At 74.5% G+C, this 20627-nt stretch carries 17 protein-coding genes and 1 pseudogene; 9 read left to right on the top strand and 9 right to left on the bottom strand.

Annotated features, from left to right (window positions below; all coding sequences use genetic code 11):
• Positions 1-130 precede the first annotated feature (130 nt).
• The 3 genes from ACTWLT_RS16305 to ACTWLT_RS16295 all read right to left on the bottom strand — a co-directional run bounded on the left by ACTWLT_RS16305 (position 131) and on the right by ACTWLT_RS16295 (position 4360).
• Positions 131-1381 (bottom strand): HNH endonuclease signature motif containing protein, encoded by a 1251-nt coding sequence (locus ACTWLT_RS16305; protein WP_445319114.1) that lies wholly within the window; start codon positions 1379-1381, stop codon positions 131-133.
• 220 nt (positions 1382-1601) lie between these two features.
• The gene (gene panB, locus ACTWLT_RS16300) at positions 1602-2447 is read right to left on the bottom strand and encodes a 3-methyl-2-oxobutanoate hydroxymethyltransferase (protein ID WP_252417745.1); all 846 of its coding nucleotides are present in this window, start codon (positions 2445-2447) and stop codon (positions 1602-1604) included.
• Positions 2448-2602: 155 nt separating this feature from the next.
• On the bottom strand, positions 2603-4360 hold the full coding sequence (locus ACTWLT_RS16295; protein WP_445319113.1) for an NAD+ synthase: 1758 nt from the start codon (positions 4358-4360) through the stop codon (positions 2603-2605).
• Positions 4361-4620: 260 nt separating this feature from the next.
• On the opposite strand from ACTWLT_RS16295, the gene glnA reads away from it, so the two are divergent.
• From glnA to ACTWLT_RS16275, 4 genes are all read left to right on the top strand, one after another.
• Positions 4621-5970, top strand: coding sequence for a type I glutamate--ammonia ligase (glnA, locus tag ACTWLT_RS16290; protein ID WP_252417743.1), 1350 nt, complete (start codon positions 4621-4623; stop codon positions 5968-5970).
• Between the two features lie 89 nt (positions 5971-6059).
• Positions 6060-6485: a DUF350 domain-containing protein gene (locus ACTWLT_RS16285; protein ID WP_252417742.1), complete on the top strand. Its 426-nt coding sequence runs from the start codon at positions 6060-6062 to the stop codon at positions 6483-6485.
• 36 nt (positions 6486-6521) lie between these two features.
• Positions 6522-7214 carry a helix-turn-helix transcriptional regulator gene (locus ACTWLT_RS16280; protein WP_445319112.1) on the top strand — a complete coding sequence of 231 codons (693 nt, stop codon included), beginning with the start codon at positions 6522-6524 and terminating at the stop codon, positions 7212-7214.
• 118 nt (positions 7215-7332) lie between these two features.
• On the top strand, positions 7333-7713 hold the full coding sequence (locus ACTWLT_RS16275; protein ID WP_252417740.1) for a VOC family protein: 381 nt from the start codon (positions 7333-7335) through the stop codon (positions 7711-7713).
• A gap of 51 nt (positions 7714-7764) precedes the next feature.
• Here the strand turns inward: ACTWLT_RS16275 and ACTWLT_RS16270 are convergent, their stop codons facing one another.
• Positions 7765-8238, bottom strand: coding sequence for a hypothetical protein (locus ACTWLT_RS16270; protein WP_445319111.1), 474 nt, complete (start codon positions 8236-8238; stop codon positions 7765-7767).
• A gap of 219 nt (positions 8239-8457) precedes the next feature.
• On the opposite strand from ACTWLT_RS16270, the gene ACTWLT_RS16265 reads away from it, so the two are divergent.
• Positions 8458-9342, top strand: coding sequence for a Vgb family protein (locus ACTWLT_RS16265; RefSeq protein ID WP_445319110.1), 885 nt, complete (start codon positions 8458-8460; stop codon positions 9340-9342).
• A gap of 38 nt (positions 9343-9380) precedes the next feature.
• Here the strand turns inward: ACTWLT_RS16265 and ACTWLT_RS16260 are convergent, their stop codons facing one another.
• A complete protein-coding gene (locus tag ACTWLT_RS16260) occupies positions 9381-10316 on the bottom strand; it encodes a S66 peptidase family protein (protein WP_445319109.1) in 936 nt (311 codons plus the stop codon).
• 124 nt (positions 10317-10440) lie between these two features.
• On the opposite strand from ACTWLT_RS16260, the gene ACTWLT_RS16255 reads away from it, so the two are divergent.
• Together ACTWLT_RS16255 and ACTWLT_RS16250 are read left to right on the top strand one after the other, a co-directional pair.
• Positions 10441-11208, top strand: a complete 768-nt coding sequence (locus ACTWLT_RS16255) for a type 1 glutamine amidotransferase (protein WP_445319108.1) — start codon at positions 10441-10443, stop codon at positions 11206-11208.
• Positions 11208-14246, top strand: coding sequence for a bifunctional [glutamine synthetase] adenylyltransferase/[glutamine synthetase]-adenylyl-L-tyrosine phosphorylase (locus ACTWLT_RS16250; protein WP_445319107.1), 3039 nt, complete (start codon positions 11208-11210; stop codon positions 14244-14246). Before ACTWLT_RS16255 ends, ACTWLT_RS16250 begins: the two co-directional genes overlap by 1 nt.
• A gap of 7 nt (positions 14247-14253) precedes the next feature.
• On the opposite strand, the gene ACTWLT_RS16245 is transcribed toward ACTWLT_RS16250, so the two are convergent.
• Entirely contained in the window at positions 14254-15873 is a 1620-nt protein-coding gene (locus ACTWLT_RS16245) for a hypothetical protein (protein WP_445319106.1), read from the bottom strand.
• A 44-nt stretch (positions 15874-15917) separates the two neighbouring features.
• Here ACTWLT_RS16245 and mptB (ACTWLT_RS16240) point away from each other — a divergent pair, with 44 nt between their 5' ends.
• Both mptB (ACTWLT_RS16240) and mptB (ACTWLT_RS16235) read left to right on the top strand, forming a co-directional pair.
• Positions 15918-17318 (top strand): polyprenol phosphomannose-dependent alpha 1,6 mannosyltransferase MptB, encoded by a 1401-nt coding sequence (gene mptB / locus ACTWLT_RS16240; protein WP_445319105.1) that lies wholly within the window; start codon positions 15918-15920, stop codon positions 17316-17318.
• A gap of 14 nt (positions 17319-17332) precedes the next feature.
• Positions 17333-18832, top strand: a complete 1500-nt coding sequence (mptB, locus tag ACTWLT_RS16235) for a polyprenol phosphomannose-dependent alpha 1,6 mannosyltransferase MptB (protein WP_445319104.1) — start codon at positions 17333-17335, stop codon at positions 18830-18832.
• A 51-nt stretch (positions 18833-18883) separates the two neighbouring features.
• Here the strand turns inward: mptB (ACTWLT_RS16235) and ACTWLT_RS16230 are convergent, their stop codons facing one another.
• The 3 genes and pseudogenes from ACTWLT_RS16230 to ACTWLT_RS16220 all read right to left on the bottom strand — a co-directional run.
• A complete protein-coding gene (locus tag ACTWLT_RS16230; protein ID WP_445319103.1) occupies positions 18884-19852 on the bottom strand; it encodes a serine/threonine-protein kinase in 969 nt (322 codons plus the stop codon).
• Positions 19849-20214 (bottom strand): PadR family transcriptional regulator, encoded by a 366-nt coding sequence (locus ACTWLT_RS16225; protein WP_445319102.1) that lies wholly within the window; start codon positions 20212-20214, stop codon positions 19849-19851. Before ACTWLT_RS16225 ends, ACTWLT_RS16230 begins: the two co-directional genes overlap by 4 nt.
• Positions 20215-20335: 121 nt before the next feature.
• Positions 20336-20627: pseudogene (locus tag ACTWLT_RS16220) on the bottom strand (type I glutamate--ammonia ligase); the annotation flags it as partial.

Genomic DNA, 20627 nt, shown 5'->3' with positions numbered 1-20627 from the left:
CGGCGATGGGCGCGCTTGAAGGTGAGCCGGGTTTTGGACGACTCGGTCGGTCCGGTCGCGGGGCTGCCCTTCGACGAGCGGTGGCCGAAGTGTTGGCCCGCGAGGGTGTGAGCGTTCTGAGCGGCTGTGCTCACGTTCGCCGGTGGTACTGGTTGCGGCGGGGGAGTCGGTCGGGGTCGAGCCAGGCCGGCGGCACGAACTCCGGGCGACCGTCGCCGTCCAAGCGGACGGTCCAGTCGCCGTGGTGGATGTGCCGGTGGTGGTGTGCGCAGAGCAGCACCGCGTTTCCCAGGCTGGTGTCGCCGCCGTCCGCCCAGTGTCGGATGTGGTGGGCGTCGCACCAGCGGGGCGGGCGGTCGCAACCTGGGAAGGCGCAGCCGCGGTCGCGCAGGACCAGAGCGCGCCGTAGCGGCCCGGTGATGAGGCGGCGTTGCCGGCCCACGTCGAGCAGTTGACCGGCACCGCCGAGGACGGCGGGCAGGATGGCCGCGTCACAGGAGAGCCGGCGGACCGTTTCGGGGGTGAGTCGGACGCCGGTGTCCAGGGTTCCGGCGTCGAGCTGCCGGAGCAGGCCGTCGTAGCTGGTGGTGACGACGATCTGGGCGGGCTCGCCGCCATGCTCGGGTAGCTGCCCGGTGCGCAGGGTGAGCCGACAGAGGTCGGCGAGCGCGTCGTGTCGGCGTTGCCCGGGGGTGCGCGGATCGTCCGGGCCCGATGGTGCCGTCAACGGGTCGATCGCGGCGCGGAGCAGGCCGGCCGTCTCGGCGTCCAGGCTGCCGGTCAGCCGGAGGCGGCCATCGTGCAGCTCGGACAGGGTGACGTGACGGTCTCGGGCGGAGCGGTGGGCCTCGGCCTCCAACGCTGCCCGGGCGGCGGCCTCGGCGATGTCCGGGGCGACGTGGTCGAGGATCCGCGTGCCCAGCCTGCGCAGCAGAGCGGGATCGAACTGCCCGGCCCACTCGACCAGGACGCCGACGGCCTTCTCGGCGGCCTCGGCGCCGGCGGCGGTATGCACGGTGCTCGCAGTGTCGCCGATGACGCGGGCCTGTTCCACGGTGATGTCACCGTCGGCCAGAGCGCGGCGTACCGCCGGGCTGCCGGCGTCCAGTGTGCTGGCGAGGTTCACCAGCCGACGTGCGGCAGGAACGGTCAGCCGCAGCCGGTCGCGGAGCCAGACCGCAGTCGAGGACGCGCCCTGTGCGACGGCGGTGCCCCGGCCGTCCAGCTCGCGCACCAGGGCCAGCTGCACCGCCGCCAGGCGCTGCTCGAGTCGGTGCGCGGCGTCGAGCGCTGCGACGAGGTCATGCTCCCCAAGCGCCCAGGTCGCCGCGTCGGCGCACGCGGCGACTACCGTCTCCGCCTGCGCCAATTCCTCGACCACGACCCAACACTAGAACAGGTGTACGACAAAACTCAGTCGTGGTAATCGATTGGATAGCCAGCGACTCGGCGTTGTCGGGTAATGGTGCGGCAGGACGGCCGGCAGGCTGAAAGCCTGCCGGCCGTCCCCCCGCCGCATACCGTGCGAGCCGCATACCGTGCGAGCCGTACCGTTCGAGCGGTGGAACGGCAGCTACGCACCGTCCGAGCCGCGGATCGTCCTAGAAGGTGTGCTCGGTGGACGGGAACTCGCCGCCACGGACCTCGTCGGCGAACCGGCGGGTGGCGTCGGTCAGTGCGCCGGCCAGGTCCGCGTACCGCTTCACGAAGCGCGGTGCCTTCCCGGTACGGAGGCCAGCCATGTCCTGCCAGACCAGCACCTGCGCGTCGGTGTCCGGCCCGGCCCCGATGCCGACGGTGGGGATCGACAGCTCGTGGGTGATCCGCTTGGCCACCTCACCCGGCACCATCTCCAGCACCACCGCGAACGCGCCCGCCTCGGCCACCGCGCGGGCGTCGGCCAGCACCTCGTCGGCGGCGTCGCCCCGGCCCTGTACCCGGTAGCCGCCCAGGGTGTGCTCGCTCTGCGGGGTGAAGCCGATGTGTGCCATCACCGGAATGCCGGCGCCGACGATCGCGGCGATCTGTGCGGCGCAGCGGCGGCCGCCCTCCAGCTTCACCGCGTGGCAGCCGCCCTCCTTCATAAACCGCACGGCGGTGCGCAGCGCCTGGGTCGGGCCCTCCTCGTACGAGCCGAACGGCAGGTCACCGACGATCAGTGACTGCCGGGTGGCCCGCACGACGGCCCGTACCAGGGGGAGCAGTTCGTCGGCGGTGACCGGCAGGGTGGTCTCGTAGCCGAACACGTTGTTCGCGGCCGAGTCGCCGACCAGCAGCACCGGGACGCCGGCCTGGTCGAAGATTCCCGCGGTGTACTGGTCGTACGAGGTGAGCATCGGCCACCGTTCGCCGCGCTCCTTGGCGGCGATCAGGTCACGGGTGCGGACCCGTCGGGTGGCCGGTCCGCCGTACAGCGCGGTCACCTCGTTGGGAGTGGACTCCACCATCACTGTCTCCTTCCTCGAGGCCGCCTGCGCGGTCCCCGGGTTCCTCGCGATCGTCGCACCGCGGGACGGGATGGCGGCAGGGCGCAGTGGAAGATGTCACTCCACCGCGGCGATGCGCCGGACCTGGTCGGGCGCCCGGCGCCCGGTCGGACGGCTCAGCCGTCCTCCCGCCACCGGTTGGTGATCGGCAGCCGGCGGTCCCGGCCGAACGCCTTCATCGAGATCTTCGTGCCCGGCGCCGACTGCCGTCGCTTGTACTCGGCGGTATCCACCAGCCGCAGCACCTTGTCCACCACCGCCGGGTCGTGGCCCGACTCGATCAGCCCGTTGCGGCCGAGGTCGCCGTCGACGTAGCCGATCAGGATCGGGTCCAGCACGTCGTAGTCGGGCAGGCTGTCGCTGTCGAGCTGGCCGGGGCTCAGCTCGGCGCTCGGCGGCTTGCCGATCGAGTTCTCCGGGATCGGGGCGGTCTCGCCCCGCCGGGCCGCGTCCGCGTTGCGCCACTTCGCCAGCCGCCAGATCAGCGTCTTCCACACGTCCTTGACCGGGTTGAAGCCGCCCACCGAGTCGCCGTACAGCGTGGAGTAGCCGACCGCCAGCTCGCTCTTGTTGCCGGTGGTCAGCACCAGGTGGCCCTCCTGGTTCGACAGCGCCATGAGGATCACGCCGCGTACGCGGGCCTGGAGGTTCTCCACCGCCACCCCGGACAGCGACAGGTTGGCCAGGAAGCCGTCCACCATCGGCTGGATCGGCTCGACGCGGTAGTCCAGCCCGGTGCGCTTGGCCAGGTCGGCGGCGTCCTCCCGGGAGTGCTCCGACGAGTGCTGGCTGGGCAGCGACACTCCCACCACCCGGTCGGGGCCGAGCGCGTCGACGGCCAGCGCGGCCACCACCGCCGAGTCGATGCCGCCGGAGAGCCCGAGCACCACCGACGGGAACCGGTTCTTGTTGACGTAGTCGCGCAGGCCGAGGACCAGTGCGTGCCACACCTCGGCCTCGTCGGCCACCGGCTCGATCAGCCCGCCGGTGACGGCCGGGCCGGACGGCGTGGGCGGGATGCCGTCCAGCGTGCTGTGCACCACCCGCATGCCGTCCGCGACGGTTTCCTGCGCGGGGGGCGCGCCGGCGGCCGGCAGTTCGATGTCGTGCACGAGCAGGTGCTCGACGAACTGCGGGGCGCGGGCGAGCAGTTCACCGTCGGCGGCCACGATCATCGAGTCGCCCTCGAAGACGAGCTCGTCCTGCCCGCCGATCATGTTGACGTACGCGATGGCGGCGTTCGCCTCGGCGGCCCGCCGGCGGACCAGCGGCAGCCGGATGTCGTCCTTGTTCAGCTCGTACGGCGAGCCGTTGATGTTGACGACCAGGCCGACCCCGGCCTGCCGGGCGGCGGCGAACGGGCCACCGGCCTGCCACAGGTCCTCGCAGATGGTCAGGGCGACGTCCACCCCGCCGATCCGCACCACGGTCAGCATGTCGCCGGAGACGAAGTAGCGGTCCTCGTCGAAGACGCCGTAGTTGGGCAGGTGGTGCTTGAAGTAGCGGGCGGCCACCGTGCCCCGGTGCAGCAGCGCGGCGGCGTTGCGGGCGCCCCGGCCCTGCTCGGCGTCCCCGCTGACCTGGGGTGGCCCGTCGGCGTCCAGGTAACCGACCACCACCGGCAGTTCACCGAGGCCGTCGGCGGCGAGGTCGGCGGCGAGCTGCTCCAGGGCGGCGCGGGACGCGGCGACGAACGAGCGCCGGAAGACCAGGTCCTCGACCGGGTACCCGGTCAGCATCATCTCCGGGAAGAGCACCAGTTGGGCGCCGGCGGCGGAGGCCTGGCGGGTCCAGCTGCGGACCAGGTCGGCGTTGCCGGCGAGGTCGCCGACGCTCGGATTGACCTGGGACAGGGCGAGACGCAGGGTGGGCATGTCCTCATTTTGCCCCAGCCCGTCGGGGCGGACACGGTGCCGGCGGGAGACGGCGGCCACGCGCGCGGCCCGGGGCGCCGCCCCTCGATCGGCCAGCGCTCACGGCCGGGGCGCCGCCCGCCCGTGGACACCTCGGCGGGCGCGGCGGGACGGCGGCCGGGCGTTGGCGTAACGTCGGCGTAACCAGGCCCGTGGAGACTGGTCGGTCAGGCCCGGCCGGCCCGGCAGGCGATGGCAAACAGGTGTTGCGAGGGGTGGAAGTGGACCGTCAGCAGGAGTTCGTCCTCCGTACGCTGGAAGAGCGGGACATCCGGTTCGTCCGGCTGTGGTTCACCGACGTGCTGGGCACGCTCAAGAGCGTCTCGGTGGCGCCCGCGGAGCTGGAGGCAGCCTTCGAGGAGGGCATCGGCTTCGACGGCTCGGCGATCGAGGGCTTCGCCCGGGTCTTCGAATCGGACATGGTGGCCATGCCCGACCCGACGACCTTCCAGGTCTTCCCCTTCGAGGGCGGGGTCAGCGGCGAGAGCGCCCGGATGTTCTGCGACATCCTCCTGCCCGACGGCGGGCCGTCCTGGGCCGATCCGCGGCACGTGCTGCGCCGCGCGCTGTCCAAGGCCGCCGAGAAGGGCTTCACCTTCTACACCCACCCGGAGATCGAGTTCTTCCTGCTGGAGAACGGCCCGCAGGACGGCTCGGTGCCCACTCCGGTGGACACCGGCGGCTACTTCGAGCACACCACGCACGCCGTGGCTCGGGACTTCCGCCGGCAGGGCGTCCTGGCGCTGGAGCGGATCGGCATCTCGGTGGAGTTCAGCCACCACGAGGTCGCCCCCGGCCAGCAGGAGATCGACCTGAGGTACGCCGACGCGCTCACCACCGCCGACAACATCATGACCTTCCGGCACGTGGTCAAGGAGGTGGCGCTCTCCACCGGCGTGCAGGCCAGCTTCATGCCGAAGCCGTTCACCGACCAGCCGGGCAGTGGCATGCACACCCACCTGTCGCTGTTCGAGGGGGAGCGCAACGCCTTCCACGACGGCGGCGACCCGATGAAGCTCTCCAAGGTGGCGAAGTCGTTCATCGCCGGCCTGCTGGTGCACGCCCGTGAGTACACGGCGGTCACCAACCAGTGGGTCAACTCGTACAAGCGGCTCTTCCCGCAGCACCTGCCGGACCGGATCACCGAGAGCCCGGCGTACGTCTGCTGGGGTCACCTGAACCGGTCCGCGCTGGTCCGGGTGCCCGCGTACGGCAAGCCCAACTCGGCCCGCGTCGAGGTCCGCTCGCCGGACTCGGCGGCCAACCCGTACCTCGCCTTCGCGGTGCTGCTGGGCGCCGGCCTGAAGGGCATCGAGGAGGGCTACGAGCTGCCGCCGGGCGCCGAGGACGACGTCTGGTCGCTGACCAGCGCCGAGCGGCGCGCGATGGGGTACGAGGCGCTGCCGGAGAACCTCGCCGAGGCGATCGACGTGATGGCCGGGTCCGAGCTGGTCGCCGAGGTGCTCGGTGAGCACGTGTTCGACTTCTTCCTGCGCAACAAGCGGGCCGAGTGGGAGCAGTACCGCCGCGAGGTCACCCCGTACGAGCGGCAGCGCTACCTGGCGCTGTAGCCGCGCGGGGCTGACGCCGTTGCGCGCTGCCGCTATCGTCTCGATCACCGTGCCGGTACCCCTCCGGGCGGAGAGTCGGGAGGCAGTCGGTGCTGGAGGACCTGCTCAGCGGTGCCTGGCAGAGCGTCGTGTTCGGGATCGTCGGCGTGGGGCTGATGGCGGCCGGCTTCGTGCTGGTCGACCTGCTCACCCCGGGCCGGCTGCGGGAGCTGATCTGGGTGCACCGCAACGCCAACGCGGGGCTGCTGCTGGCCGCCAACCAGCTCGGCATCGCCGGGATCGTGTTCACCGCGATCCTCACCAGCTACAGCGACTTCGGCAAGGGGCTCGCCTCCACGGTGGTGTTCGGGCTCGTCGGGCTGGCCATCATGGCGCTGGCCTTCTTCGTGCTCGACCTGCTCACCCCGGGCAAGCTCGGCGAGATCATCTGCTCGGACGAGCCGCACCCGGCCGCCCGGGTCAGCGCCGCCACCCACTTCGGTGCGGCGCTGATCGTCTGCGCCTGCATCGCCTGAGCGCGGTCGTCGTACCCCGGTCGTAGCGTGCGGGGCATGAACCGCACGGATCGCCTCTACGCACTCGTCGAGGAGTTGCGCGCGGTCTCGCCACGGCCGCGCAGCGCCCGTTGGCTGGCCGCGCGTTTCGAGGTCAGCAGCCGGACCATCGAGCGTGACATCGGCGCGCTCCAGGAGGCCGGGGTGCCGATCTGGGCGGAGGCGGGGCGCACCGGCGGCTACGTGCTGGACCGCGCCCGCACCCTGCCCCCGGTCAACCTGACGCCGGGCGAGGCGGTGGCGATGGCCGTCGCGTTGCACCGGGTCGCCGGCACACCGTTCGCCGGGCCGGGCGCCACCGCGCTGCGCAAGCTGATGGCGGTGCTGCCGGCCGCCGACGCGGCCGAGGCCCACCGGCTCGCCGGCCGGGTGCACCTGGTCGGTGACGGGCCGGCAACGCCCGTCCCGGCCATCGTCGCCGACGCGGTCACCGCACGGCGGGTGCTGCGCATCCGGTACGCCGACCGGGGCGGCAGCGATTCGGTACGCGAGGTCGAGCCCCTCGGCTACCTGGGCAACTCCCGACACTGGTATCTGCTGGCCTGGTGCCGGCTGCGCGACGAGCTGCGTTGCTTCCGCACCGACCGCATCGGGAGCGTCCGGGCGCTGGCCGAGGTGGTGGCCCGGGAGCTTCGCCCGACGGATCTCGACATCCCACGCGAGCGGGTCCGACGGCTGAGCCTGGTCTGAGACCGACCGTGCGGCCCCCGTCGGGTGATGCGGAAACACCGACAGGACGGTGTCGCGGACGCCCCCGAGACTGCTCCTGACGACGGCCGAACGGCCGGCACGAAACTGGAGGCAGCAGATGTCCACGACGCCCATCACCTGGTTCGAGATCGGCACCGACCGGCCGGAGGAGGCCGAGCGCTTCTACGGCGAGCTGTTCGGTTGGACCTTCGAGGAGCAGGGCGGGGCCAACGGAGGGTCCTACCGCGTGACCGAAGCCGGTGGCGACATCGGAATCGGCGGGGCGATCCGGGCGACCGACGGGACGTCGCCGAACTACGCCGTGTTCTACGCCGAGGTCGCCGACGTGGCGCAGACCTGCCGGCAGGCCGAGGCGGCCGGCGGCAAGGTGCTGGTGCCGGCGCGTACGGTGCCGAGCGGGCTCACCCTCGCCCACCTGCTCGACCCGGCTGGCAATCACCTCGGCGTGTTCACGCCCCCGCCGGCCGCCGTCGACTGATCGCCTGTTTCGGTGGCGGCCCCGCCCCGCGTGGGGCGGGGCCGCCAACGGTCACTTGCCGGCCGTACCGCCGGGGCCACCCTGACCGCCGTGGCCGCCCGGTCCACGGTGGCCGCCCGGGCCGGGGAAGACCTCGGCCTCGACGGCCTTGGTGATCGCGTCGGCCTGCTCCTGGGTGAGCTTGCCGTCCTTGACGGCCTGGTCCAGCCGCTCCTTGAGCGCGGCCTGCCGGTCCTCGGTGGACGGTCGCTCCGGCCGGTCGGCGCGCTGCTGCTCGCGGACCTTCTCCAGCGCGGCGGTCACCTTGTCGGTGGAGACGCCCAGCTCCTTGGCGAGAGCCTCTGCGAACTCGCCCTGCCGGTCGGCCTTCGAGGTGCCCGAGCCGTCGGCGGAGCTGCTGGCGCTCGGCGTCGGCGTACCGGCGTCGGCGGCGAACGCCATCGTCGGGGCCGCGACGCCCACGCCGAGGACGCCGGCGGTGGCCAGACCGGCCAGCAGGTGCTTCTTGCGGATCGTGCGGGACATGCTCTCCTCCAGATGCTGGGTGGTGCTGCGATGTCATCACCGACAGTGACCAGCCCGCCTGGGTGGAACCCATGCCGAAGCTGTCCGCCAGCTGGCAAACCGGCCGCGGAGCCGGACAAACCGGTTGCCTGGGTACGTCGGGTGGGCGAGGGTGACTACTCGCCGTGCCTCGCCCGGTGAGCCGGCCGAGCGGGTACCCATCGACGGAAGGCAGGCCTCGTGACGTCCACCCCGATCCGGGAGCTCCCGATCACCGGCCCGCAGGCCGGGCCGTACGCCATCACCACCGGCCCCGACGCGGCGCTCTGGCTGACCCTGGTCCACGCCGGTGCGATCGCCCGGGTCGACGCGGACGGCTCGGTGCGCCGCTGGCCGGCGGGCGGGCCGGGCAGCCGGCCACTGATCATCACGCCCGGCCCGGACGGCGCGCTCTGGTTCACCCGCTCCGGCGACGACCGGATCGGCCGGATCACGACCGACGGCGAGCAGACCGACGTCGTCCTGCCGACCGGCACCGGCCCGTGCGGCATCGCGGCAGGACCGGACGGCGCCCTCTGGTACGCCGGGATGAACTCCGACACCGTCGGCCGGGTGAGCACCGACGGCGCGGTCACCCACGTGCGTCTGCCGGTCTCCGGGGCGTTCGCCTCGATGGTGGCGGCCGGGCCGGACGACGCTGTCTGGTGCACGCTCAACCAGGCGAACGCGATCGCCCGGGTGGGCATGGACGGGGCGGTACGCGTGCACCCGTTGCCCACCGAGGGCGCCGCGCCGGTCGGTATCACCGCTGGCGTGGACGGGGCGCTCTGGTTCGTGGAGATCGCCGCCGGGCAGGTCGGCCGGATCAGCCCCGACGGCCGGATCGAGGAGTACCCGTTGCCGGACCGGACGGCCCGGCCGCACGCCATCGTCGCCGACCCGGCCGGTGGCGCCTGGTTCACCGAGTGGGCCGGCAACCGGATCGGCCACGTCGACCCGGCGGGCCGGATCGACACCTACGACCTGCCGACCCCGGGTTCGGAACCACACGGCATCACGGTCACCCCCGACGGCACCGTCCACGCCGCCCTGGAAACGGGCCACCTGGCCTACCTGACCCCCTGACCCGGGCCCCACCCGGCTGGGGCTGGCTGGGCCGCAGGTCAGGTGACGGCTGGTTGGACGGTGAGGGTTGCGGTTTCGGTGTCGAGGGTGGCTCGGGTGCCGACGGGGACGGTGAGCTGGTTGGGGCCGTGGCCGATCGGCAGCCCGCCGAGCACCGGGACGCCGAGGTCACCGAGCCGTTCGGTCAGCACGTCGGCGATCGTGGTCTCCCAACCGTCGGCGCAGTCGGTGAACTGCCCGACCGCGACCCCGGCCAGCCCGTCCAGCGCGCCGGCGCGGCGCAGCTGGGTGAGCATCCGGTCGACCTTGTACGGGGGTTCCTGCACGTCCTCGATCAACAGCACGGCCCCGGTCAGGTCGGGCAGGTCCGGTGTGCCGATCGACGCGGTGATCATGCACAGGTTGCCGCCGAGCAGGGTGCCCGTGGCGCGGCCCCGGACGCGTACCGGATAGGTGTCCTCGCCCGGCACGGCGGTGACCGTCACCGGCTCGGTCGTCATCAGCGCGGCGTGCAGCGACTCGGCCGAGCGCAGCGGGGTGCGCTCGTCGCGCCAGGCGGCACCCGGGCCGTGCACCCCGGCCAGCCGGGCGCCGCGCCAGAGCGCGAACTGCAGCGCGGTGATGTCGGAGAAGCCCGCCACCACCTTCGGGTCGCGGCGGACGGCGTCCATGTCGATGGCGTCGACCACCCGCTGGGCGCCGTACCCACCGCGCGTGCAGATCACCCCGCGCACCCGGGGGTCGGCGAAGGCCGCGTTCAGGTCGGCGGCACGCAGCTCGTCCCCGCCGGCCAGGTAACCCCGCCGGGCGTACGCGTTCGGCGCGGGCACCGGCCGCAGGCCCCAGCCGGTGAGCAACTCCATGCCGCGGGCCACCCGCTCGGGCGACGTCGGCCCGGACGGCGACACCAGCAGCACCGTGTCACCCGGGCGGAGCACGGGCGGGCGAACGGTGGTGCGCTCCTCGCTGATCACCCGCCGAGCCTAACGACCAACGCCGCGCTGCCGGCCCGCGTCCGGTGCCGGCGGGATGGGCGGCGCGGGCGGGATGGGTGGCGCGGGGCGTGGCGCCGCACGGTGCACCGGCTAGCCTCGACGGGTGGCAACCGCGCTGGTGATCGAGAACGACCCGACGGACGACCTGCGCCGACTGGGTGAGTGGCTGACCGAGGCCGGGCTGGACCTGTGGGTGGTCCGCCCGCACGCCGGCGACGAACTCCCCACCGACCTGGAGGGGTACGCGGCGCTGGTGGTGCTCGGCGGCGAACAGCAGGCGTACCCGCTGCCGGACGGCTCGCCCGGCGCACCCTGGTTCCCGGCGGTGGAAGGGCTGCTGCGCAAGGCCGTGCGGTACCGCGTGCCCACCCTGGCCGTCTGCCTGGGCGCCCAACTGCTCGCCACCGCACACGCCGGGCTGGTCGAGCGGAGCCCGTCCGGGCCGGAGGTTGGCCCCGGCGTGGTCGGCAGGCGGGACGCCGCCGAGGGCGATCCGCTGTTCCGGTACGTGCCGCTGATCCCGGACGTGCTCCAGTGGCACTCCGACGAGATCACCGAGCTGCCCCGGGGCGCCACCCTGCTGGCCGCCTCCACCCGCTACCCGAACCAGGCGTTCCGTCTCGGTGACCGGGCCTGGGGGTTGCAGTTCCACATCGAGTGCGACACGGCCATGATCGCCGACTGGGCCGCCGACTCGACCCTCCTCGCCGAGCTGGGCTACGACCCGGAGCTGGTGGTCGCGGCCTGCGCGTCGGTGCTGCCCGACGTCGAGGAGGTCTGGCAACCGTTCGCCGCCCGGTTCGCCGCGCTGGCCCTCGGCGAGCTCGACGACAGCACGACGCGGCGTGGCCTGCCGCTGCTCGGGCACTGATGAGCCGGCCGACCAGGGCGCCGGGCCGGCTCGCCCGGTACGGCTTCGGCACCGCCGAGGGCGACGGCGGTGCGCGCGCCGCCGACCTGCTCGGCCCGGACGGACTGCGGCTGTGGCAGCCGGTCGAGCAGGAGCCGGTCGACGAGCAGGCCGCGGACCTGCTCGCGGCCCTGTCCCGGGCCGCCGACCCCGACCTGGCGCTGCGTCAGCTGCACCGCATCGTGGAGGCCGAACGCCGGGAGAACGGCGGCACAGCAGCGGAGGCGACGGACACGGGGTCACCGCTGCTGGCGGCGCTGCACGCCGACCCCGGGCTGCGGCGGCGGTTGATCGCGGTGCTCGGCGCGTCGTCGGCGCTCGGCGACCACCTGGTGGCCCACCCCGGGCACTACGCCGCGCTGGGCACCGCCTCCGACGGGCTCGCCCCGACCGCCGAAGGCCGGCTGGAACCGGTCGGCGACGGTAACCCGGTGGCGGTGCTGCGCAGCGCGTACCGGCTGGCACTGTTGCGGATCGCGGCGGCGGACCTGACTGGCGGGCGTGGCCTGGAGCAGACCATGGCGGCGCTCTCCGCGCTGGCCGACGCGACGCTGGCCGAGGCGTACGAGATCGCCGTGGCGGAGCTGCCGGAGGGCACGGCGCGGCCCCGGCTGGCCGTGGTGGCGATGGGCAAGTGCGGCGGCGGCGAGCTGAACTACGTCTCCGACGTGGACGTGATCTTCGTGGCGGCCGAGGACAGCGATCTGACCGCCGGCACCACCGTGGCGACCCGGCTGATCCACATCTGTGGGCTGGTCGCCTGGCCGGTGGATGCCGCGCTGCGGCCGGAGGGCAGCCGGGGCCCGCTGGTGCGGACCCTCGCCAGCCATCTGGCCTACTACCGGCGGTGGGCGCGCACGTGGGAGTTCCAGGCGCTGCTCAAGGCCCGCCCGGCCGCCGGTGACCTGCCGCTGGCACAGGAGTGGATCGACCAACTCGCGCCGCTGGTCTGGCGGGCGGCCGAACGGCCCGAGGCGGTCGAGGACGTCCGCGCGATGCGGCGCCGGATCATCGACAACATCCCGCCGAAGGAGTTGGAACGCGAGATCAAGCGCGGCCCCGGCGGTCTGCGCGACATCGAGTTCGCCGTCCAACTGCTGCAACTGGTGCACGGCCGCGGCGACGAGACGCTGCGGGCGCCCGGCACCATCCCGGCGCTGCGCGCGCTGGTCGCGGGCGGCTACGTCGGTCGCGCCGACGGCGAGGCGCTGCTGCGCGGCTACCGCTTCCTGCGCAGCGTCGAGCACCGGCTCCAGTTGCAGGGGCTGCGCCGTACGCACACCGTGCCCACCGAGCCGGCCGCACTGCGCTGGCTCGCCGCAGCGCTGGGCTTCACGGCCACGCCGGGGCGCAGCGCCGTGGAGAGCTTCCGGGCCGAGTGGGTCACCCACGCCGCCGAGGTACGCCGGCTGCACGCCAAGCTGCTCTACCGGCCGCTGCTGGAGTCGGTGGCCCGGGTGCCCGCCGACGGGCTGCGGCTCACCCCCGAGGCGGCCCGGCACCGGCTGGAGATCCTCGGCTTCGCCGATCCGGCCGGGGCGCTGCGCCACCTCCAGGCCCTCACCGGCGGGGTGAGCCGCACCGCGGCCATCCAGCGGACCCTGCTGCCGGTGCTGCTCAGCGAGTTCGCCGACGCGCCCGAGCCGGACCGGGGGCTGCTCAACTACCGGAAGGTCTCCGACCAGCTGGGCAGCACCCCCTGGTACCTGCGGCTGCTGCGCGACGGTGGCCCGGTCGCCCGGCGGCTGGCCCGGGTCCTCGCCCTCTCCCGCTACGTCGCCGACATGCTCGCCCGCGACCCGGAGGCGCTGCGGCTGCTGGCCGAGGAGAACGAGCTGGTGCCGCGCCCGCGAGAGGTGCTCCGGGAGGGGTTCCTCGCGGCGGCGTCCCGGCACGCCGACCCGGTGGAGGCCACCCGGGCCGTGCGCGCGTTGCGCCGCCGGGAGCTGGTCCGGGTGGCCTGCGCCGACCTGCTCTGCCGGGCCGGCGCCCTCGCACCCACACCCACCCGGCCGGAGGGCGGTGCCCGGAAGGCTCCCGGGCTGAGCGACATCACCGGCGTCGGCACCGCGCTCGCCGACGTCACCGACGCCACCCTGGCCGCCGCGCTGCGGGCCGCCCGGGCCAGCCAGCCAGCACCGCCCGGGCTGCGGTTCGCGGTGATCGGCATGGGCCGGCTCGGCGGGTACGAGTCGAACTACCTCTCCGACGCCGACGTCCTCTTCGTCTACGACCCGCCCGCCGGCAGCAGCGAGAGCACCGCCAGCGGCGCCGCGCACGCGATCGCCGAGGAGCTGCGCCGGCTGCTCGGCATGCCCGCGCCCGACCCACCGCTCGGCGTCGACGCCGACCTGCGCCCGGAGGGCCGGCAGGGCCCGCTGGTGCGCAGCCTCGCCGCGTACGCGCAGTACTACGCCCGCTGGTCGCGCGTGTGGGAGGCGCAGGCGCTGCTGCGTGCCCGGTTCGTCTGCGGTGATGCCGACCTGGGTGCCGAGTTCGAGGCGATGGTCGACCCGGTGCGGTACCCGGCCGACGGGCTCTCCCGGGAGCAGACCGTCGAGATCCGCCGCATCAAGGCCCGGGTGGAGACCGAGCGGCTGCCGCGCGGCGCCGACCCGGCCACCCACACCAAGCTGGGCCGCGGCGGGCTGGCCGATGTGGAGTGGGCGGTGCAGCTCGTCCAGCTCCGGCACGCCGGCGCGGTCCCGGCGCTGCGGGGCACGCGTACCCTCGACGCTCTCGCGGCCGCCGCCGAGGCCGGCCTGGTCGACCCGGCGGACGCCGCGGAGATGGCCGCCGGCTGGTCCCTGGCCGCGCAGGTCCGCAACGCGTTGATGCTGGTCCGAGGCCGGGCCGGCGACCAACTGCCCCGGCACGGGGTGGAGTTGGCGGCGGTGGTCCGCCTGCTCGGCCGCGACGACCCGGGGGAGTTCCTCGACGAGTACCTGCGGACCGGCCGGCGCTCCCGCGCCGCCGCCCAGCGCGTGCTGGAGATGTGAGCGGAGGTCAGCTACCGAGGGTGTACTCGCCGGGGCGGGGGACGGTGACGGTGGTCCAGTCCCCGGCGGCGGCGACCGTGGCACCTCCGGAGGCGGCCAGCCACCGGCTGTGCCGGACGCGGATCGCCACCGGCCCGGCGGTCGGGGCGCGGAAGGTCACCGCCGCGCCGTCGACGCCGACCAGTTCGGCGGGGGCGGCGACCAGGGGCGTCGGGTCGGCCACCGCCCAGACCCGCCAGTGCGGGCCGGCCCAGACGGGCCTCAGGTACGGCAGGCCGCCCTCGACCAGCTCCGCCTCGGCCCGCCCCACCCAGGACAGCGGGGCGTCCGGCAGCGCCACGAACTGCACGGCGTTCTCCGACAGCCAGGCCCGGTAGCTGGACGAGGTCAGCGGTACGCCGGTGCCGGCCGCCCCGGGCACGGTGGTGAAGAACAGTGGGTTCCGGTCGATGTCGGCCTGGCGCAGCCAGCCCCGGGCCAGCGGCACCTCGCCCAGCCGGGCCGCCTCCCAGTAGTTGCGCGTCGGTGGCACCTCGACGCGGCCGGTGAGCTGCTGCCCGGCCAGGAACGCGCGCAGCGGCTCGTGGTAGCCCGGCGCGCTGGTCGGGTCGCCGATGCTGCGCAGGTCGGCGGGGACCACCGGTGGCTGCCAGCCGCAGACCGCCACGAGCAGCGCGGCCAGGCCGACCCCGGCCAACAGCCGCGTCCGCCGCGTACCGCCGGACGGCGCGGCGGGGCCGGCGTGCCGGCGGGCCAGCCGGGCGGTGAGCCAGGCCGGCGGCCGGGCGGCGGCGGCCAGCACCGGCAACGCGAACATCGTCACCAGCCGGGTCGCGTTCAACCCCACCGGCGTGTGCACGAGGGCGGCGGTGAGCACCCCGGCGGCGGAGAGCAGCGCGCCGGCCCGCACCGGCCGGTACGCGACCAGCGCGGCCACCACCAGGCTGGTCAGCACCGCGCGCAGCGCGTCGGTGTGGCTGATGTTCATCCAGCCGCCGTCGGAGAAGAGCAGCGCGGTCGCGGCCAGCGGCGCGGCCGCCGCGACCCCGAGCGCCAGGCCGTCGGCGTACCGACGGGTCAACAGCAGCGCGACGCCCGCGAGGCCGACGAAGAGGCCGGCCACCGGGCTGGTCGCCGAGGCCAGCAGCGCCCCGGCCGCCGCGAGCCCGAGCCGCCACCCGGGTTGCCGCCGCCCGATTGGCACGCCTCGGGGCAGCGCGAGCAACGCGGCCAGCCCGAACGCGACGCCGAGGGCGTAGGTGACCCGGCCGGACACCAGGTTGCCGGTCAGCGTGACCACCCCGACCAGGCTGCCCAGCAGGGGCCGGGGCACGCCGCCGCGAACCAGCAGCGCGGCCAGCGCGGCGGCCGACCCCAGCAGGGCCAGCGCCCCGGTCACCCGCACGCCGAGCAGCGCCATCACCGGTTGCGACACCAGGCTGTAGCCGAACTGCTGCACTCCGCCGTACCAGCGCAGGTCCACCGGGGTGGGGCCGTGGGCGGCGAAGAAGTCCGCCCGGGCCACCTGCGCGGCGAGGTCCGAGCCCATCAGGGGCAGGGCCAGCCAGATCGCGCCGAGCACGACGGCGGCACCGGTGGCCACCGCCACCACACGACTGCGCCGCATGCCCACCTCCGTACCGCGACCACCGTACTGGCAGCATGTCGGGCGTGCCTCACCACCTCGCGCGTTGGACCGGACTGGCGGGATCGGCGCTGCTCGCCGTCGCCGCCTACCTGGGCGGCGCCCTGCCCGGCTCACCCCTGCGCGCCACCCCGGTCAGCATCTGGCAGGGGCCGGACGGCCCGCTGGTCATCGCCACCTGGCTGGTCGGCACCGCGCTGCTGGCCGGCGCCTGGTGGGCTCTGCGGGACAGGGTGCCGTCGACCCGCTGGGCGCTCGTCACCGTGGGGCTCTGGCTGCTGCCGCTGCTCGTCGCGCCGCCGCTAGCCAGCCGCGACGTCTACGCGTACGCCTGCCAGGGCGCCAGCTACGCCGCCGGGAACAACCCCTACGAGCAGGGCGTATCCGCGCTGCCCTGTCCCTGGCTGGACACCATCTCCTTCATCTGGCGGGACACCCCGGCGCCGTACGGGCCGCTGTTCGTGGTGCTCTCCGGCGCGGTGGTCAAGGCCACCGGGTCGCTCACCGCGGCGATCGTGGCGTTCCGACTGATCGCGGTGGCCGGGGTGGCGCTCACCGCGGTGAGCCTGCCGGTGCTGGCCCGCCGGGTCGGCGTACCGGCCGGTCGGGCGGTCTGGCTGACGCTGGCGTGCCCGCTGGTCGCCGTGCACCTGGTATCCGGCGCCCACAACGACGCCCTGATGGTCGGCCTGCTGGTCGCCGGGCTGGCCGTGATCGCCTCCCGGCCGGGCCGCCCCGGCCCGCTGCTCGCCGGCGGAGTCCTGCTCGGGCTCGCCGCCGCGATCAAGGTGACCGCGCTGGTCGTGGTGCCGTTCGCCGCGCTGGCCGCGATCGTCGGCGGGTACTCCATCCGGGCGCTGATCCGGCACGGCGGCTGGGTGGTCGGCGGCGCGGTCGCCGTCGTGGTCGCGGTGACCTTCGCCGCCGGGCTGGACTTCGGCTGGGTCGGCGGGCTGGCCCGCGGCGGCGACGTCATCGCCTGGACCTCGCCGTCCACGGCTGTCGGGCAGACCGTCGGTTACCTGGCGGTGCCGTTCGGTGGGCATATCGACGCCCTGCCGGTCACCCGGGCCATCGGCATGGCGGTGCTGGCGGTGCTGCTGGTCTGGCTCTGGTGGCGGGCCCGCACCCGGGAGCCGCTGTGGCACGCCGGCCTGGCGCTGGCCGCCACGGTCGCCCTGGCGCCGCTGTTCCACCCCTGGTACTGGATCTGGCCGCTGGCCGTGCTGGCGGCGACCGCCCGGCGGACCGGATGGTTCGCCGTCGTCGCCCTGGTGTCGTCGTTCCTGGTGCTGCCGGACGGCACCGGGCTGCCCCGGTTCACCAAGTCGGTCGGGGCTCCGCTGATGACGCTGTTGGTGATCGTGCTGGTCATCCGGTTGGTACGGTCGGCTCGGGCGGCCCGTCAGCCGGTCGCCACCGACTGAGGGAAGGTGCGCCGGTGACCGGACCCGGCGCCGCGCCCGCCCTGCCGCGATCCGCCGCCGCACCCCGTTCGCTCACGCCGCGCGCCGTCCGGTACGTCGGCCTGACCGGCGCGGTCCTGCTCACCGTGGCCGGGTACCTCGGCGGGGCGCGGCCCGACATCCCGCTGGGCGCGACACCGGTGTCGATCTGGCGGTCCCCGGGCGGGCCGGCGACGCTGACCTGCTGGCTGCTCGGCACGGCCCTGCTGGTCGGGGCGTGGTGGTCCCTGCGCGAGGGTGCCCCGTCGAGCCGGTGGGCGTACGTCACCGCCGGACTCTGGTCGTTGCCGCTGCTGGTCGCGCCGCCACTGGGCAGCCGGGACGTCTACTCGTACGCCTGCCAGGGCTGGGCGTACGCGCACGGCGTCGACCCGTACGCCGTGGGGGTGGCCGCGGCGGGTTGCCCGTGGCTGGAGACGGTGGCGCCGATCTGGCGGGACACCGCCGCGCCGTACGGGCCGGTGTTCGTGCTGCTCGCGGCGCTCGCGGTGAAACTCGGCGGCGGCCTCACCGGCACGATCGTCCTGCTGCGGGTGGTCGCCGTGGCGGGACTGCTGCTGGCCGCGCTGTGCCTGCCTGCGCTGGCCCGGGCGGCCGAGCTGCCGACCCGGCGGGCCGCCTGGCTGGCACTGGCCGCCCCGCTGATCGGGGTTCACCTGGTGGCCGGGGCGCACAACGACGCGGTGATGCTGGGCCTGCTCCTGTGCGGGCTGCTGGTGGTGATCCGTCGACCGGGCCGGCCCCCGGCGCTGCTGCTCGCCGGTGCGCTGCTCGGGCTGGCCGTGACCGTGAAGGCCAGCGCCGTCGTGGTGGTGCCGTTCGCCGCGCTGGCCGCCGTGCACGGGCGGTACAGCGTACGGGCGTTGCTGCGCGACGGCGGCTGGCTGGCCGGTGGGCTGCTGGCCGCGCTGGCGGTCACCTCGGCGCTGTCCGGCCTGGGGTTCGGCTGGGTGGTTGGGCTGACCCGCAGCGGGGACTCCGAGCAGTGGACCTCGCCACCGACCGCGGTGGGCTTCGTGGTGGACTACGCCGGAGAACTGCTCGGCCGGCAGCCGGACGCGGTCCCGGTGGCCCGGGCGGTGGCGCTGCTGCTGCTCGCGGTCCTGCTCGTGACGCTCTGGTGGCGGGCCTGGCGGGCCCTGCGCGGGCTGGACGACCCACGGCAGTCGGTGGCCGGGCCGGCCGTGGCCCGCCTCCGGGTGGCGCTCCACGGCGCCGGCCTGGCCCTGGCCGCCGCGGTGGTGCTGTCCCCGGTCTTCCATCCCTGGTACGCGACCTGGCCGCTGGCGTTGCTCGCGGTCGCCGCGACCCGGACCACCTGGTTCGTGCTGCCGGCCGCGGTCGCCGCCTTCCTCACCCTGCCCGACGGCACCAACCTGGCCCGTTTCACGAAGGCCCCCGGCGCTCTCGCGATGACCGCCCTGCTCCTGACCCTGACCCTGACCCACCTGCCGAGGGGTCCCCGGCCGCGCTGATCATGAGGTTGGCGTGCCTGTCGATCTTCGAAAGGCACGCCAACCTCGTGATCACCTGGGGAGGCGGCCGGGGTGGGGTCGGGGGCGCAGGGTGCGCAGGGCGAGCGCCAGCGGTAGCAGTGCGGGGCCGACCAGCGTGACCAGGAAGGCCGTCGCGGCGAGCGCCGTCCAGCTCGGGATGACCTCGCTCGGCATGCCGTCCAGCGCACCCGCCAGCGGTTGCAGGGCCAGCAGGCCCAACGGGGTGAGCAGCATCAGGAGGGCCCAGACGCCCCGGTGGTCGCCGCGCAGCGCCAGCCCCGCGCCGAGCAGCCCCACCACGGCGAGCACCACCATGGCGGCGCTCGGCAGGACCGGGACCACCGTCCAGGTGTAGTAGCTCGAGGCGAACACGTTCGGGGGCAACAGAATCGTCCCCGCGAGGCCGGCCGTGCCGGCGGCGACCAGCGGCACCGCCCGCAGCGGCGCCGGCAGCCCGTCGGATGCGCCCAGTGCGACCAGGCCCAACGCGATGTGCGGTAGCAGCACGAACATCGGCGGGCGCGGCAGGCCGGTGAGCGCGGCGGCGGGGACGAGTGCGACCGTGAAGAGCAGCGCGAGCGCCACAGCGCGCCGCGTCCACCGACCGGGTGCCAGGGCCGGAACCACCGCGGCGAGCAGCCAGGCGGTCCACGCCACGATGCCGAGCGAGACGAACGGCCCGGCGGATGGCTCGCCGAAGCCGGGCGGAGCGGGGCGTAGCTCCAGCACCGTCCAGAGCCCGGCGAGCGGGGCGGCGGTGAGGAGGGCCAGGACGGCCGCGAGGCGTACGCCCGGCACCAGGTCGGCCGCGCCGGCGGCGCGTACCCGCTGGCGGAGCCCGCCGCGCAGGAGGTCCATGGCGTCCGCGGGGGAGGGCCAGCGGCGATCCGGCGCGGCCAGGTCCAGGTAGGTGCCGACGATCTCGGCGCCACGGGCGCGCCGGTAGTCGGCGGGGTACGCGGACAGCAGCCGCAGGTAACGGCGCTCGAGGTCGGTCATGCCAGGCCCCCGGCCACGCGCGGGGTGATCGGCCGGGCGACGCGGGCCCGCTTGGCCAGCCGACTGGTGGCGGCCTCGACGTTGCGACGTAGCCGCTCGGTCTCGGCAGTCAGCGTGGCGTCGCCGGCGCGGGAGAGCCGGTAGTAGCGGCGTAGCCGGCCGTCCACCACCTCCTCCCGGTCGACCTCGACGAGGCCGGCGTCGACCAGCCGGTCGAGCGCCCCGTAGAGCGTCCCGGGGCGGAGGGAGACCTGGTTGTCGGAGAGGGCGGCGACCTCGCCGATCAGCCCGTAGCCGTGCATCGGCTCGACGGCGAGTGCGGTGAGGATCAGGAACGTGGGTTCGCGCAGGGGTGTGTCCACCGCCTGAATATATCGGAGACGAAGATATATCGGGGGGCGTTATAAAGCGGCTGGGCCGGCTCCGCCATCGCGGAGCCGGCCCAGCCGGTGATCGAGCTACTGCTCAGCAGCCGTAGGCAGCTCAGCAGTCGTAGTACATGGCGAATTCGTGCGGGGTCGGGCGCAGACGCACCGGGTCGACCTCGTTGGCCCGCTTCCACTCCACCCACGTGGAGATCAGGTCCGGCGTGAAGACGCCGCCGTCGAGCAGGTAGTCGTGGTCGGCCTCCAGGGAGTCCAGCACCGCCGGCAGCGAGCCCGGCACCTGCTTGACGTCGCCCCACTCCTCCGGGGGGAGGTCGTAGAGGTCCTTGTCGATCGGCGTCGGGGGCTCGATCTTGCTCTTGATGCCGTCGAGGCCGGCCATCATCATG

This window comes from Micromonospora yongxingensis, assembly GCF_052601155.1.
Note: the sequence above shows the minus strand (reverse complement) of the source record. Positions and strands in the feature narration are given on the sequence as shown.